Source organism: Luteimonas sp. TWI596 (assembly GCF_039674105.1).
Taxonomy (GTDB): Bacteria; Pseudomonadota; Gammaproteobacteria; order Xanthomonadales; family Xanthomonadaceae; genus Luteimonas.
The window spans coordinates 89,543-104,496 of sequence record NZ_JBDJMU010000016.1 but is presented as its reverse complement, the minus strand read 5'-3'; the positions used below and the strand labels follow the sequence as shown (position 1 = coordinate 104,496).

The window sequence follows — 14,954 nt, the reverse complement described above, 5'->3', positions numbered from 1 at the left end:
TGATGAACGGGCGACCGCGCAAGACGCTCGGCTGGGCAACACCAGCCCAGGTGATGGAGAGGGAAATCATCGACTTCAAATCACGTGTTGCACTTGATTCTTGAGACCGCCCTTGGGATTCCCCGGGCAGTACTACGATGCGGAGACCGGCTTCTGGTACAACGGCTTCCGCGACTACGACGGGCGTGCCGGGACATACTTGCAGAGCGATCCGATTGGCTTAAAGGGGGGGTTGAATACGTACACTTATGTCAGTGGGAACCCGCTATCGCTGATTGATCCTGATGGGTTGAAGCAGTCATTCGCAGACTGCGTCGGCGAGAACAAATGGGACTGGGGGAAGCTTGGCCCTGCGGGTAAAGAAGGCACTTCTACGTTGGGAGATGTTGCTTCTGGTGCTCAGGTAGCTAATGCCGCCGGGAATGCAGTAGTTGGATATACCGGGTCAGGAATGAGCACGGCATCGCATGCAACATCTTGGCAGCACTCAGTGGGCTCGAAAATTGGCCAAGCAGGGCAGCGTGCTTTCAATGGACGGAACTTCGGTCCCCAGGTTCAGGTTCCTGTGAGCAATGTGGGTAGGCTCCTTGGTCGCGCCGCTGTAGTGACAACAGTTTGGGAGGGATTTTACGACGTTGGCACTATGGCCTACTGCGGTTGTTCGGCTTTGGTAGGAGAGTAGCTGTGTCAGATATGGTTAATGCGCGGGAAGAGTTGTCGCCAGATGATTTTTTTAATATCTACTACAAAGAGAGTGGATTGGAAAAAGTTTTAGTGATTGAGCTTTTGGAGCACGCTGCCCATGAGCTCGGCTTGCCAGCTGGAAAATTGAGGCCTCAGGATCGTTTTTCGGTTGAGCTAGCGGCTCGCCGCGGAAATGAGTGGGATTCTGGTTACGGAATCATATTGTATGAGCTCGGCCATCTTGCAAGGAAAAGAGGGAAAACTATTAAAGGAAAAATCGATTCAATTGACGACTATTTTAAGGCGATGTCTCTGGTCTATTATGATTGACCGGAGGGGCGGATAGGTTGGGCTATTTAACTGCTGTTTGATTCGGTGTGGTGGTTTTGCTATTGCTGTTATTGGAAATGCTATCGATTCGACAATCATTTCTTAATTTGGATTTTGATCTCAATTGCTTTTTCTGCTTATTATTGCGTGTTAATTAATTGTTGTAAAGCTGCATAGAATAAAATCTGTTTTATTTTCAATTAGTTTAGTGGCAAGGGTTTTCAATTTCTATCTGGGCATTGATCGTTCCCCGGTCCTCGTCCTTTTGCTGATGCGGGCTCTTGGCACGTGGCCTTACGGCTCTAGCACCCAATCGTTATGCCCCGGGTGATAGGTCGGGTGCTCCTTCATGTAGGCCTTGACCTCGTCCATGGCGTCGGCTTCGCGCTTGAAGTCCGCCTTGCGCTTGTCAGGGTCGAGGAACGTGACGTAAGTGGGCGCGCCACGGTTCTTCTCCCACTCCTGCTTGAAGTGCGCGAACTCGTCGCGGTGGAAGTCGAAGATGCTTCGGTCTTCCGGCGCCTGGCGGCCGCCCCAGTCAGAGCTCTTGAGTGCCCGGGCGTTCTTGACGTGGTCGTTGTGCAGGTTGTCGAACTCGCCCAGCGTGGTGCGTGCGTAGTCGTATTTGACGTTCCAGTCGGACTGTATGACGCCGTCGTCGGCCAGTGCGTTGAACCAGTCGTGCTGTTCGTTGGCGGTCTTCTTGGCCTTGGCGTTGCCTGTGAACACCGAGATCAGCTCGGAGACGGCGGTGAGCACGAAGCCCACCGGGCCTGCACCGCGTGCGATGGCGCCGGCGATCCGCTGGCCGGCCACCGCGGCGCCTTCGCCGCCGGCGGCGGCCAGGAACCGGTTCACGCCCGGACGCAGTTGGCCGTCCTTGGTCAGTTCGCCGACGATGCCGGTGAGCGCATCGGTCGAGCCGGAAATGACGCCGAGTACGCCGGCGGCCCGGTCGGCATCGGAGTCGGCATCGCCCAGGCCCATGCCGCCGGTGACGACACCGAGCATGCCGGTCGCGTGGCCGTTCAGCTTGGAGGCCACCTTCATCGTCGCGTCCACGCGCCGGTCGAACTTGCTGTCGCTGGCATCGCCCAGTCGGTCCTTGAGGCCGTCAGCGATCTTGTCCTGGTCCGGGACGGCGAGCTTGCCGGGGCCGTGGGGCGCGTCGGCGACTGCGTTGCGATAGGTGCGGGTAGCGTGATTGGTGTGGACGCTCTCCAGCCCCAGGCGCTTGGTGTCCTCGTTGCGCATGCCCAGTAGATCGGTCGCCGAGCCGTCGAGGGTCGATGCCACGTTCTTGAGCAGGGTGGGCCCGCTTTCGAGCGATGCGGCCATGCCCAGCACGCCACCCACGGTGCCGAGGATTTCCTCGGGCGTTTCGCCCAGGCCGTCGCGCACCAGCGAGCGGATCGTCTGGGTCATGCCGATCGCACCGGTGACGGCCGGCAGCAGGCCGTTCGAGGACAGGTCGCTGACCAGGCTGCGCATGTCGGACTGGGCGCGCTTGTCGCTGGCGAACATGGTGTCGGAGAAGACCTGGTCGATGTCGTCGTGCCCACCGTTGCGCATGCCGTCGAGCAGCTTGGAGAAGTCCTGTTTGACGGTGTCGTCGGCCTTCAGCACGCTGTCGAGCTTGCCTGCCATGTCAAAGGGCAGTTCCGCCTTGCCGATGCCGTTCTTGATCGCACCCAGGCCCGCGTCCACCGCATCCACGCGCGCCTCCGAGCTCACGAGCTCGGGATCGGCGAAGACCGTGTCGATCTCGCCGGCCAGCGCATTGAGCGCGAAGGTCTGGCCGGCCTCGCCGGCGCGTTCGGGGTCGATCAGCGCCAGTTGCGAGAGTGCGTCCTCGACGTCGGCTTTCGCCAGTGGGCGTTCGCTTGCGTCGAGCTGGTTGGCTTCCTTCACGTAGTCGGCGCTGCCGACGACCTTTTCCAGGCGATCGGCCAGCTTGTTGCGCTCGTCTTCCGGCACCTTGCCGACGGCCTCGGTGAGCTTGGATTGGTAGAGTTCGGCGACCTGTTCGTTGCGCATCGCCGAATCGAGTTCGCGATTGACCGCGCGCTCGTCGAAGATCTCCTGCATGTCCGCTTGCTCGAGTCGGACAAGGTTCTCGGTGCGAGTCCGGGTGCTCTTGAACGCACCGCTGATGCGGTCCTCGTAGACCGGATGGATCGGGCGTCCGTTGGTGACCGCGCTGCGGGCCTCGACCAGGCGCAGGAATTGGGCTTGGGCGCTGCCGTCGTAGAGGTCGCTGCGCCCTTTGATCTCGTCGATCGTCAGCTTCATCGCGGCCTCGCCGACGCTGAGCTTCTCGCCGTCCTGTTCGACGTCGGTCTTCAGGGCGAACAGGTCGGTGTCCTTGCTCGCGGGCAGGCGCGCGTTCTCGCGGGTCTGGTCGACAGTGCCTTGGCCGTCATCGAGATACTTGCGCTCGGCCAGCGCGTGCAGGTCCGGGGCGTCCGAGGGGCTGACCGCCAGCTTGTCCCCTCCCTTGGTGTCCACGCGCAGCCAGCCGTCGTCGAACTCGCCGGGGTAGGACACTTGCTTGATGTCGTCGTAGACCACGTCCTCCTTGGCCCCGGCCACCTTGTAGCCGTCCTCGGTCACAGACTTCGGGGCGGCCTTGTCTTTGTCCTTGTCGTCGCCGGAGGCCGGCTTGCGTGCGCGTTCGTCGGCCTTGTCGGTATCGATGAACTCCGATGCGCGGCTCTCGTCGATGTGGCCATCGGCATAGCCGCGCTCGACACTGTCGACGACGCGCTTGCGATCGCTGTCGTCGATGCGGCCCTGGTCGACCAGCTTGTCGAGGCGGTCGCTCTGCAGCCAGGAGCCGAGCGCGCCCTTGTCGCGTTCGAACACCACGCCCATGAACCGGCCGCGATCGTTGTCGTCCAGGCCACTGAGGAACCGGTCGTCGGTGGCCAGGGCCGCAAGCCGCTTGTCGTAGTCGTCCTTGCGCGCGCGGCGTTCGCCGACGTCGTGCAGCGACTTGTGCAGGTCGACGAGGTCGTCCTTGCTCGGTGCGTCCGATGGCCGGTCGCTCGCCTTGTCCACCTTGGCGGTGTCGATGAACTCCGACGCCTTGTCCGGCTCCACATGCTGGTCGGCGTAGCCGCGCTCGACGGCATCGACCACCCGCTGCCGGTCGTTCTCGCCGAGCCGGCCGTCGTCGACCAGCTTGTCGAGACGATCGCTCTGCAGCCAGGATTTCAGCGCGCCCTTGTCGCGGTCCAGGATCGCGCCCAGGAAGCGCCCGCGGTCCTCCTGGCTCAGCGTGGGCAGGAATTCGGAGGCCAGCGCCTGCAGGCGGCGGTCGTAGTCGTCCTTCTTGCCGCTGCGCTCGCCGACATCGTGCAGCGCTTTTGCCAGTTCGGTGAGTTCGGCACGGCTGGGTGAGGTGTAGTCGGCCGGTACGCTGGAGGTGTCGGAGACGCGGGCTGCGTTGATACCATCGATCGCCATCGGTTTGCTCCCTGGCAGGAATGGGCAACGCGCCCATCAGGGCGCGTCCTCCATTGTCCAGAGACATGTGGGGCGCGCGAGCTAGGGACACCCCCTAACCCAGACGTCGTAGTTCGCCAAACGCGTCACATTCAGTCTCCGGAACGCGGGCGCAAGTCGGAGGTCCGTCGCAGCAGTGCGAGCCCGGCGAGGCTTGCCGTCGACATGGCCAGGGCATACGCCACGAGCGGCCAGGGGGTCGCGCCATTGAACGTCAGCACCGACAAGGTCCCCAATCCGCTGACGATCAGGCTCTGGATGGCGTAGTACAGGGCGACGGCGGTGCCGGCCGCATCCGCGAAATCGCCGAGGGCGCCATTTGCGGTCACGGACACGACCAGCACGATGCCCACGCACATCACCCACATCGGCATGACGAAGCTGACGAAGCCGGGCTCGATCGATGCCGCACACGCGGCCAGGACGATCGCGCCGAAGGCGATGGTGCAACTTCCTCGTACAAAGCAGCCCTGGATGCCCCAGCGTCGCACGCATGCCGGGATGGCGCGCGTGGTGAGGATCATCGCCAGCGCTGCCGTGGAGAAGGCCAGGCTGAATTTGATCTGGCTCCAACCCGCGCCGGCCATCAGGACCCGGGGCGCGATGGAGAAGAACACGAAGAAGCTGCCCATGGCGGTGCCGAATCCGAGCGTATAGACCCAGAAGGCCCGGTTGCGCAGGATCGATGCAAGGCGCGGGCCTTGGGTCGACGTGGTCACGGGCCGGGTTTCGTGCCAGCGCGGCCAGGCGCGCACCAGTGCGAGGACCGCCATTGCACCGAGCAGGACGAAGATCGCCCGCCAGCCCAAGGCCAGCGCCACCACGGCGCCCAGAATCGGGCCCAACGCGGGCACGAACGCCAGGATCGCGCTGAACACGCCGTAGAGGGTCGTGCTTTCGGGCTTGTCGGCATACACGTCGCGCACCGTGGCGAACGTGCCCACGAGGGCGGCGGATGCGCCCAGGGCCTGGATCACACGCAGCAGCAGGAATTGGCTCCCGCTACTGGCTACGGCCAGCAACAAGGACGCGAGCGCATAGGCAACGGCCCCGCCGAGCACGACGGGGCGGCGCCCGATCCGGTCCGAGAGTGGGCCGAAGAGGAGTTGGCCCACGCCCAGAATCAGGATGTAGGCGCTGAGCGTGAGTTGGATGATCCCAGGCGATGTGGCCAGCGCGGCGGGCATCTGCGGCACCACCGGCAGGTAGACATCCATCGCCAGCGAGGCGAGCAGATCGAACGGGACCATCAACAGCAACGTCGATGGCACGGAGTAGGCCCAGGTGGGCGAGTTGTTGTCGGACATGGCAAAGCCCCCGCGCAGAGTGGAATCTGGCGGCGATCTGCCTGCTCGTGAATGCGAGATCGAGGAAAGACCGCCGCAACGACTGGTCGAACACGTCGCTGCGGCTTAGCGCTCTGTGGAAGGGCCTGCTGCCATGCCGGGGATGCCTGAAGGCGCGATTGAACTGCAGACTCTAGTCAACATCGGTTGCGAACTCCAGGCAGGTGCAAGCTGGGTCCTCAGCCGCATGTGAAAGATGGCGGCGGAGCAGCGGCTATCGCGGACCATCGTGGTCGGCGTGAGGCTATTCAAATACAGTGAGCGTCGGGTATCGCGCGACGCGGTGGAAAGAGTGAAGGCGACATATAGGTGGATTCCGCTGCTGCCAGTGTTACTACTGATGCAATCCTGCTCGGAGGTCGCGCTTGAAGACGTCAGTGACGAACCTGCGTACAGCGTTCTGGTCGGCAGGCGGTACGAAATCGTGGGCGCCATCGATGCCTACGGGATCAGGGCGCACTCCGGCGCTGCTACGAGTTACGTCGCTCTGATTCCCCCGCCCGGCGTCGGCGGGTCGGAGGTGGCGTATCGGCGGCGGCTGACGCTTGGCTCGCAGATCCAAGTTGAAAAGGTCTTCGAGACGAATCGCTGGTTCGATTGCGGAGTTGCTCTGCGTGTGCGTCTCGAGGATGGGTCAGAATTTAGCGAATTGGTCAGGGTTGAGTTGAACCGGGGCAATGAAAGCGAATCGTGCCGAGACCTCAATCCTGCGATCTACAGAGCGCTGGGTTGACGCAACCTAGTTGCGAGTGGCCCATTAGTCAGCAGATCTCGATCCACGTCTGGCGGCAGACAAGCGGCACCGGCGCCGTGTCCCGCGCGAGATCGAACAGGCGACTGGCACCGTCGGCTGGCCCCAACGCGCATGCTGCTGATGCAGCATGCGACATTGGAGGATGCATGCGTCGAGTAGTGCCAGCTCGCCATCCCTGAGCCAGGCAGCGATCTTCGTTAGCCGGACTTCAGTGGGTTGCGTCTCGCCAGCTGATGTCCGGCCATGTCTGCGACGGGCATTGCGCTTGGACATCGTTCACGCCCTTGTATCGGCAGGCCGGCGCTCGCGCCGATGCGCCCAGCGGTACAGCACGGGCAGCACCAGCAGGGTCAGCAGGGTCGAGGACACGATGCCGCCGATGACGACGGTGGCCAGCGGGCGTTGCACTTCCGCGCCGGCGCCGACGTTGAAGGCCATCGGCACGAAGCCGAGCGAGGCGACGAGGGCGGTCATCAGCACCGGGCGCAGGCGGGTCAGGGCGCCGTCGCGGATCGCCGTCGCGAGCGGCAGGCCGTCGGCGCGCAGGCGGCGGATGAAGCCCACCAGCACCAGGCCGTTGAGGACGGCCACGCCCGACAGCGCGATGAAGCCCACGCCGGCAGAAATCGACAGCGGGATGCCGCGCGCCGCGAGCGCCAGCACGCCGCCGGTCAGTGCCAGCGGCACGCCGCTGAACACCACCAGTGCATCGCGCAGCGATCCGAACGCCAGGAACAGCAGGACCAGGATCGCAGCCAGCGTCGCCGGCACCACCAGGCGCAGGCGCTGGCCGGCCGAGACCAGTTGCTCGAAGGTGCCGCCGTAGTCGATCCAGGTGCCGGTCGGCAATGGCACGCGCGCGCGTACCTGCGTCTGCAGGTCTTCGACGAAGCCGCCAAGGTCGCGGCCGCGCACGTTGGCGGTGACCACGATGCGGCGCTTGCCGTTTTCGCGAGTGATCTGGTTCGGGGCCAGCCGGGTTTCGATGTCGGCGACCTCGCGCAGCGGCACGGTGCGTGGTGCGCCCGAGGCCCAGGCCTCGTCGCGGCCGGCTTCGTCGGGCGACGGGGCGGTGCCCAGCGGGATCGGCAGATCGGCGAGCGCGGCCGGGTCCGTGCGTCGGCCCTCGGGCAGGCGCACGACGATGTCGAAGCGGCGGTCGCCTTCGAACAACTGGCCGGCGGTCTGGCCGCCGATGGCGGCGGCGACCACGCGCTGGACGTCGCCGGGATTGAGGCCGTAGCGGGCCATTGCGCGCGGGTCGGGAGCGATCTCCAGCAGTGGCAGGCCGTCGACGGCTTCGGTGCGTACGTCGGCGGCGCCGTCGATGCTGCGCAGCACGGTTTCGACCTGGCCGGCCAGGCGTTGCAGCACTTCGAGATCGTCGCCCTGGATGCGCACCGCCACGTCGCTGCGCACGCCGGAGATCAACTCGTTGAAGCGCATCTGGATCGGCTGGGTGAACTCGTAGTTGCTGCCGGGCATCGCCTGCGCCAGCGCTTCGATCTCGGCCACCAGCGTGGCGCGTGACTTGCGCGGCTGTGACCAGTCGCTACGCGGATGCAGGATGACGAAGGTGTCGGCGACCGACGGCGGCATCGGATCGTTGGCGACCTCGGCGGTGCCGATGCGCGAGAACACGTGCGCGACCTCGGGTGCTTGCAACAGGCGCCGTTCGAGCGCGCGCTGCATCGCCACCGATTGCTCGATGCCGGTGCCGGGAATGCGCATCGCATGCAGGGCGATGTCGCCTTCGTCCAGGCTCGGCACGAACTCGCTGCCCAGGCGTGTGGCCAGCCAGCCGCACCCCAGCACCAGCACTGCGGCGCCGGCGACCAGCCAGCGGCCATGGCGGAGCGCACCGTCGAGCAGCGGCGCATAGCCGCGTCGGGCGGCACGCATCGCGCGGTTCTCGTGCTCGGCCACGCGGCCGCGCAGCAGCAGGGCGATCGACGCCGGCACGAAGGTCAGCGACAGCAGCATCGCGCCGGTCAGCGCCAGCACCACGGTGATCGCCATCGGGTGGAACATCTTGCCTTCGACGCCGTCGAGTGCGAACACCGGCACGTAGACCGCGGCGATGATGCCCAGGCCGAACAGACTGGGGCGGATGACCTCGGCGGTGGCGCTGGCTGCCAGCGCATGGCGCTCGTCGGTGTCGAGCAGCCGGCCCAGCCGTTGTTGTGCCTGGCCGAAGCGGCGCAGGCAGTTTTCGACGATGATCACCGCGCCGTCGACGATCAGTCCGAAGTCCAGTGCGCCCAGGCTCATCAGGTTGCCCGAGACGCCGCCCTGGCGCATGCCGATGATGGTGAACAGCATCGTCAGCGGGATCACCAGCGCGGTGAGCAGCGCGGCGCGCGCGTTGCCCAGCAGCAGGAACAGCACCACGACCACCAGCAGCGCGCCTTCGATCAGGTTGCGGGCCACGGTGCGGACGGTGCGGTCGACCAGGGCCGTGCGGTCGTACACCGCGGTCGCGTGTACGCCGGCCGGCAGGCTGGCATTGGCGGCCTCCAGCCGCGCGGCCGCGGCGCGTGCGACGGTGCGGCTGTTCTCGCCGACCAGCATGAACACCGTGCCCAGCACGACCTCGCCGCCGTCCTTGGTCGCGGCCCCGGTGCGCAGTTCGCGGCCTTCGCCGACGTCCGCGACATCGCGCACGCGCAGCGGCACGCCGTCGCGCCGGACCAGCACGATGTTGCCGATCGCCGCGATGTCGGCGACCTGCCCAGGCACGCGTACCAGCAGTTGCTGGCCGTTGCGCTCGATGTAGCCGGCGCCGACGTTGCGGGTATTGGCCTCGATCGCGGCGACGATGTCGTCGAAGCGCACGTCGAGCGCGACCAGCCGCGCCGGGTCGGGCGTGACGTGGATCTGCCGTGCGAAGCCGCCCACGGTGTCGACTTCGGTGATGCCCGGCACGGTGCGCAGCTGCGGGCGGATCACCCAGTCCTGCAGCGTGCGCAGGTCGGTCGCGGTGTAGGCGCTGCCATCGGGCTTGCGCGCGCCCGCTTCGGCCTCGACGGTGTACATGAAGATCTCGCCCAGGCCCGTGGCCGCGGGGCCGAGCGTGGGCTCGATCCCGTCGGGCACCTGGCCGCGGACCTGCTGCAGCCGTTCGGCCACCTGCTGGCGTGCGAAGTACAGGTCGGTGCCGTCCTCGAAGACCACGGTCACCTGCGACAGGCCGTAGGCCGACAGCGACCGGGTGTGGTCGAGGCGCGGCAGGCCGGCGAGTGCGGTTTCGATCGGGAAGGTGATGCGTTGCTCGGTCTCCAGCGGGGCGTAGCCGGGGGCGGCGGTGGTGACCTGCACCTGCACATTGGTGATGTCGGGCGTGGCGTCGATCGGCAATCGCAGGAAGCTCCAGACGCCGGCGGCGATCAGCGCAAGCGTGGCCAGCAGGACCAGCCAGCGATGGCGAATGGCCAGGTGGATCATCGACTCAAGCATCCGGGCGCGCTCCGTGCAGGGCCGATGCGGCGGCGGGCGCGGTCGCTCGCTGCGCGTGTCCGCGAGTGCGGCGCAGCGTGGGATGCATCGTGTCAGTGCGCATGGGTCGCCCCCGCTTTTTCGAGGTCGGCCTTGAGCGTGTAGCTCTGCGCGACCACCACATCGTCACCTGCGGCGATGCCGTCGAGAATCTCGACCTGCTGTGCATCGCGGCGGCCCAGCGACACCGGTCGCGCTTCGTAGCGCTCGCCTTCGCGCACGAACACCACATCGCGCGCGTCCATGCGTTGCAGTGCGCTCAGTGGGACCACGAGCGCGGCCTGCTGCAGGGAGACGGTGACCTGCGCGCGGACCGCGGCGCCTGGGCGCCATTGGCCGTCGGCGTTGTCCAGGCGCGCGCGCGACACCGTGCTCTGGCTGGCGGTCGCGGTGGCGGGCAGGACGCGCTCGATGCGGGTCTGCGCGGTCGCACCGTCGCCGAGCCGGGTGATCGTGACCGGCGAGCCGGGCGCGAGGTGTTCTGCATCGCGGCCGTAGACGTGCAGGTCCACCCACAGCGTCGACAGGTCGGCGATCTGGTAGAGCACCGCGCCTTCGCTGGCGACCTGTCCGACCGCGGCGTCGCGCGCGAGCACGGTGCCTCCGATCGGCGCGGTCACGGTGTAGGACGACAGGCTGAGGTTGCTGTCGATGGTCGCCAGCGGCTGGCCGGCACGCACGACATCGCCCAGTTCGGCATGCAGGCGGCGGATCGGCCCGGGAAAGCGGGCGGTGACGCGGGCATTGCCGGTCTCGAGCGTGGTCAGCAGGCCCTGCACTTCGTGCTGGTCGGCGATCGTGCCGGGCCCGGCGGGTGCGGTGCGCAGGCCGATGTCGCGTGCGATCGCGTCGGGCACGACGAGGGCGGTGTCGTGGCCGTGCGCGTCTTCGTCGGCTCCAGCGTGCGGGTCGTCGTGGTCGGCAGCGCTCGCGGTGGGGGCGCTGTCGGGCGCGCCGCAACCGGCCAGCGCCATCAACAGCAGCAGGGCCAGTGCGCGGGCGGGCAATCGGGTCGTCATCGAGTGTCTCCGGTGGTGGCAGGCCGCGCGAGCGGCTCGCCGGTCAGGCGCTGGAGTTCGATCAGCGCACGTTGGGCGGCTTCGGCGGCGTCGAGTTGTTGGCGCAGCGCGTCGCGGCGGGCGTCGAGCAGCTGCGCCCATTCGAGGTAGGTGGCAGCGCCCGCGGCCCAGGCGCGTTCGGTCTGGGCCAGGGCGCGCGCCAGCTGCGGCAGCACGTCGGCCTGCAGCCGTTGCACCTGCGTACGCTCGACGAGGTAACGGCCGTGCGCCTCGGCCAGCGTGGCCTGCAGTGCGCGATCGCCGGCCTCGCGTTCGACCGAGAGCAGCGCCAGTTCGGCTTGGGCGGCGCGGATCTCCGGCTGCGCGCGTGCGCCGCTGCCCAGCGGCACCGTGAGGCTGCCCAGCAGCGAGACGTCGCGGGTGTCCTGGCTGCGGCGCACGCCCAACTGCCAGCCGACATCGGGCGTGCGCGCGCTGCGCGCCAGTTGCAGCCGGGCCTCTGCGATGCGGCGTTGGTCGCCGAATCGGCGCAGTTCGGGCGTGCGCTCGAGCAGGGCGCGCAGGTCGGCGAACGTGGCGATCTCCGGCAGCGCCAGGGGATCGGTGTCGGTCACGGCGAAATCCGCCTCGGGCGTGCCCCAGAGCATCGCCAGGCTGCGGCGTGCGGCGTCGCCTTCGGCTTGCGCGCGCGCGCGGCGCAGCTCGGCCTGGGCTTGCATCGCCTGCGCGGCGAGCGCGACCGCCTCGGGGGCGGCGCCGGCTTCGAAGCGACGGCGTGCGGCCGCGACCACGCGGGCCTGCTCGGCGATCTCGTCGTCGGCCAGGCGGCGTTGTCGCGCCGCGACCACGGCGGTCAGATAGCGGCGCGCGGTCTCGGCGAGCAGGTCCACCCGCGCCGCTTCGCGCTGGAGCGCGAGCGCATCGATCCGGGTTTGCGCCAACGCGCGGCGCGCGTCCGGCTTGCCGCCGCGCTCGAACACGCCAGCCAGCGTCAAGGTCGCTTCCAGGGTGCTTGTGGGCGCGTCGGGCACCAGGTTCTCGATCTCGATGCCCGCTTCCAGCGGTGGACGCTGCGCGGCGAGATCGCGCTCGGCGGCGAGCACCGCGCCGCGGCCATCGACCAGGCGCAGGTCGGGATGGGCCTCGGCGACGCGCACGAACGCCGCGTCCAGGGTCAGGACCTGCACCGCCGCGGGGGCGGGCGTCATCGGGACAGCGAGTGCAGCAGAAGGCGCCGCCTGCGCCGGCACAAGGCACGGCGCGACGGCGAGGGCGGCGCAGGCCGCCAGTCGCAACAGCATGGGACACACTCCGATCGTGAGCGCCGGCCGTGATGGACCGACGGCAACGTAGGGGGCGGGCAGGCCACATAGACGCGCCTGCCCGGGCCTCAGGACCGCTGGCAGGGACCTCGGGCGAGGTGTCGAGGCAGGGGCGGGTGCGGACGTGCGCTCAGGTCGGCGCCGCACTCGTGTGCGCGGCGGCCTGCGGTGGCGCGTCTTGGCGGGAGACGTGACGTGGCCTGTCGGCCCGCGTCACGGCGCCGGACGGCGACGTGCGTCGGGCACCCGATACCGCCCGGCACGTAATGCGCGCGGACGCCAGCGGGCTCAGGCGGCGATCGGGGGACGCAGCAGGCGTTCGTGGCGGCGGGTCGGGGCGTCGCCGGGGTGCGGATAGGCAGGTCGGACCACGACCAGCGGGGCCAGGGCGGGCAGTACCGGCGGCAGCGCCGGGGTATGCGCGCCGCAACCGGCGCAGTGGGCGACCGCATGCAGCAGGTCGCCATCGTCGGCGTGGGCGTGTGCGGTCGCGTCGTGCTCGGTGGCGGTCTCGCCGCGGACGAGCTCGTAGGTGTTGCCCATCGCCACCATCACCGGCGCGATCGCCAGGCCCAGCACCAGCAGCGCCAGCAGCAGCCGGCGCGACCAGGACAGGCGGTTTCGGGACAGGGGCATCCGCGCAGCCTAGAGGCAAGGCGCGGCGTTACACAATTCCAGGCTCAGTCGCGCGGACCGCGCAGTCGTTCGAGCACGCCGTCGAGCGCTTCGAGGTTGCCGTAGTGGATCACCAGCCGGCCCTTGTTGCCGCGGCCGTTGGCGATCGAGACCCGCGTGCCCAGGGTCTCCGACAGTTCGTTCTCCAGCGAGACGATGTCGGCCTGCGGGCGGGCCTTGCTGCGTGCGGCGCTGCGGCCGTTGCCGCCCGGCACCCGGCCGGCGGCGAACTGCTGCGCGCGGTGCTCGACCTCGCGCACCGACCAGCCGTGCTCGACCGCCTCGCTGGCGAGCTTGCTGGCCAGCTCCGGCGAGAGCGTGAGCAGTGCGCGCGCATGCCCCATCTCCAACTGCTTGGACTCGACCAGGATGCGGATCGCCGGCGGCAGTTCGAGCAGGCGCAGCAGGTTGGACACCGCCGCGCGCGAGCGACCGACGGCCTCGGCGGCCTGGGCGTGGGTGAGGTCGAACTCGTCGATCAGTCGCTGCAGCGCCTGGGCTTCCTCCAGTGGGTTGAGGTCCTCGCGCTGGATGTTCTCGATCAGCGCCATCGCCACGACCGTGCGGTCTTCGACGTTGCGCACGACCACCGGCACGTCGGCCAGGCCGGCCTGCTTGGAGGCGCGCCAGCGGCGTTCGCCGGCGATGATCTCGTAGGTGCGGTCGGGCAGCTCGCGCACGACGATGGGCTGGATCACGCCCTGGGCGCGGATCGATTCGGCCAGTTCGGTGAGCTTGTCCGGGTCCCAGTGCTTGCGCGGCTGGTAGCGGCCTGCGGTCAGCGCATCGATCGGCAGCGTGCGCAGGGTGTCGGTCTCGGTGGCCTCCAGGCTCGGCGCCTCGGCGGCGGCCTTGGGACCGAGCAGCGCTTCGAGGCCGCGTCCCAGGCCGCGCTTCTTGGCGGGCGTCTTGGCGGTACTCATGCCGGCGTATCCATGGCGGTGGATTCCTTGTGCGTCTGGGTCCGCTCGCGTTCGCGGCGGAGGATCTCGCCGGCCAGGCCGAGGTAGGCGATGGCGCCGCGCGATGACCGGTCGTAGCCGACGATACTCTGGCCGTGGCTCGGCGCCTCGGCAACGCGCACGTTGCGCGGCACGATGGTCCGGAACACCTGATCGCCGAAATGCCCGGTCAGCTCGGCGGAGACCGCATTGGCCAGGTTGTTGCGCACGTCGAACATTGTGCGCAGCACGCCTTCGATCTCGAGCGAGGGGTTGAGGTTCTGCTTGAGGGCGTCGATCGTCTGCAGCAGCGCCGACAGGCCCTCGAGCGCGTAGTACTCGCACTGCATCGGCACCAGCACCGAATCGGCTGCGGTCAGCGCATTGAGCGTGAGCAGCGACAGTGCTGGCGGGCAGTCGATGATGATGAAGTCGTAGCGCGGGCGCAGCGGCGCCAGCGCGCGCTTGAGGCGCTGCTCGCGGTCCCCGGCGTCCATCAGCTCGACCTCGGCCGCGGTCAGGTCGGTGTTGCCGGGAATCAGGTCGACCTCTTCCTCGGTCTGCACGATCGCGTCCATCGCCTCGACCTCGCCCAGCAGCACGTCGCAGGTGGAGACCGGCACGATCGACTTGTCGATGCCGCAGCCCATCGTTGCGTTGCCCTGCGAGTCGAGGTCGACCAGCAGCACGCGCTTGGGCGTGCGGGCCAGCGCTGCGGCCAGGTTGACCGCCGTGGTCGTCTTTCCGACGCCGCCTTTCTGGTTGGCGATGGCGATGATGCGGGCCATGGGCTCCGGGCGCGGTTGAGGACGGGAGCCGGGCGCCGCGGGCGGCGTCCGGAGGGGGATTATGCCCTAAGGCGGGCAGGGGGTCGGGCGCGC

At 67.8% G+C, this 14,954-nt stretch carries 10 protein-coding genes and 1 pseudogene; 3 read left to right on the top strand and 8 right to left on the bottom strand.

The genetic code is table 11. From position 1 onward, the window contains the following. Window positions 1-112 precede the first annotated feature (112 nt). A pseudogene (locus tag ABE487_RS13160) lies at window positions 113-292 on the top strand (RHS repeat-associated core domain-containing protein); the annotation flags it as partial. Window positions 293-684: 392 nt separating this feature from the next. Beyond that, window positions 685-1,014: a hypothetical protein gene (locus ABE487_RS13155; RefSeq protein ID WP_346451966.1), complete on the top strand. Its 330-nt coding sequence runs from the start codon at window positions 685-687 to the stop codon at window positions 1,012-1,014. A gap of 294 nt (window positions 1,015-1,308) precedes the next feature. On the opposite strand, the gene ABE487_RS13150 is transcribed toward ABE487_RS13155, so the two are convergent. Continuing rightward, on the bottom strand, window positions 1,309-4,482 hold the full coding sequence (locus tag ABE487_RS13150) for a hypothetical protein (protein WP_346451965.1): 3,174 nt from the start codon (window positions 4,480-4,482) through the stop codon (window positions 1,309-1,311). A 131-nt stretch (window positions 4,483-4,613) separates the two neighbouring features. After that, window positions 4,614-5,828, bottom strand: a complete 1,215-nt coding sequence (gene cml / locus ABE487_RS13145) for a CmlA/FloR family chloramphenicol efflux MFS transporter (protein WP_346445118.1) — start codon at window positions 5,826-5,828, stop codon at window positions 4,614-4,616. A 235-nt stretch (window positions 5,829-6,063) separates the two neighbouring features. Here cml and ABE487_RS13140 point away from each other — a divergent pair, with 235 nt between their 5' ends. After that, window positions 6,064-6,600, top strand: coding sequence for a hypothetical protein (locus tag ABE487_RS13140; protein ID WP_346451964.1), 537 nt, complete (start codon window positions 6,064-6,066; stop codon window positions 6,598-6,600). A 297-nt stretch (window positions 6,601-6,897) separates the two neighbouring features. Here ABE487_RS13140 and ABE487_RS13135 read toward each other — a convergent pair whose 3' ends face one another. From ABE487_RS13135 to ABE487_RS13110, 6 genes are all read right to left on the bottom strand, one after another. Further along, the gene (locus ABE487_RS13135; RefSeq protein WP_346451963.1) at window positions 6,898-10,077 is read right to left on the bottom strand and encodes a CusA/CzcA family heavy metal efflux RND transporter; all 3,180 of its coding nucleotides are present in this window, start codon (window positions 10,075-10,077) and stop codon (window positions 6,898-6,900) included. Between the two features lie 92 nt (window positions 10,078-10,169). Then, the gene (locus ABE487_RS13130) at window positions 10,170-11,135 is read right to left on the bottom strand and encodes an efflux RND transporter periplasmic adaptor subunit (protein ID WP_346445121.1); all 966 of its coding nucleotides are present in this window, start codon (window positions 11,133-11,135) and stop codon (window positions 10,170-10,172) included. After that, a complete protein-coding gene (locus ABE487_RS13125) occupies window positions 11,132-12,436 on the bottom strand; it encodes a TolC family protein (RefSeq protein ID WP_346445122.1) in 1,305 nt (434 codons plus the stop codon). The genes ABE487_RS13130 and ABE487_RS13125 overlap by 4 nt, the downstream gene beginning before the upstream one ends. 309 nt (window positions 12,437-12,745) lie before the next feature. After that, entirely contained in the window at window positions 12,746-13,093 is a 348-nt protein-coding gene (locus ABE487_RS13120; protein ID WP_346445123.1) for a DUF2946 family protein, read from the bottom strand. Window positions 13,094-13,137: 44 nt separating this feature from the next. Further along, window positions 13,138-14,055, bottom strand: coding sequence for a ParB/RepB/Spo0J family partition protein (locus ABE487_RS13115; RefSeq protein WP_346445124.1), 918 nt, complete (start codon window positions 14,053-14,055; stop codon window positions 13,138-13,140). Continuing rightward, entirely contained in the window at window positions 14,052-14,861 is an 810-nt protein-coding gene (locus ABE487_RS13110) for an AAA family ATPase (RefSeq protein WP_346449054.1), read from the bottom strand. The genes ABE487_RS13115 and ABE487_RS13110 overlap by 4 nt, the downstream gene beginning before the upstream one ends. Window positions 14,862-14,954 lie beyond the last annotated feature (93 nt).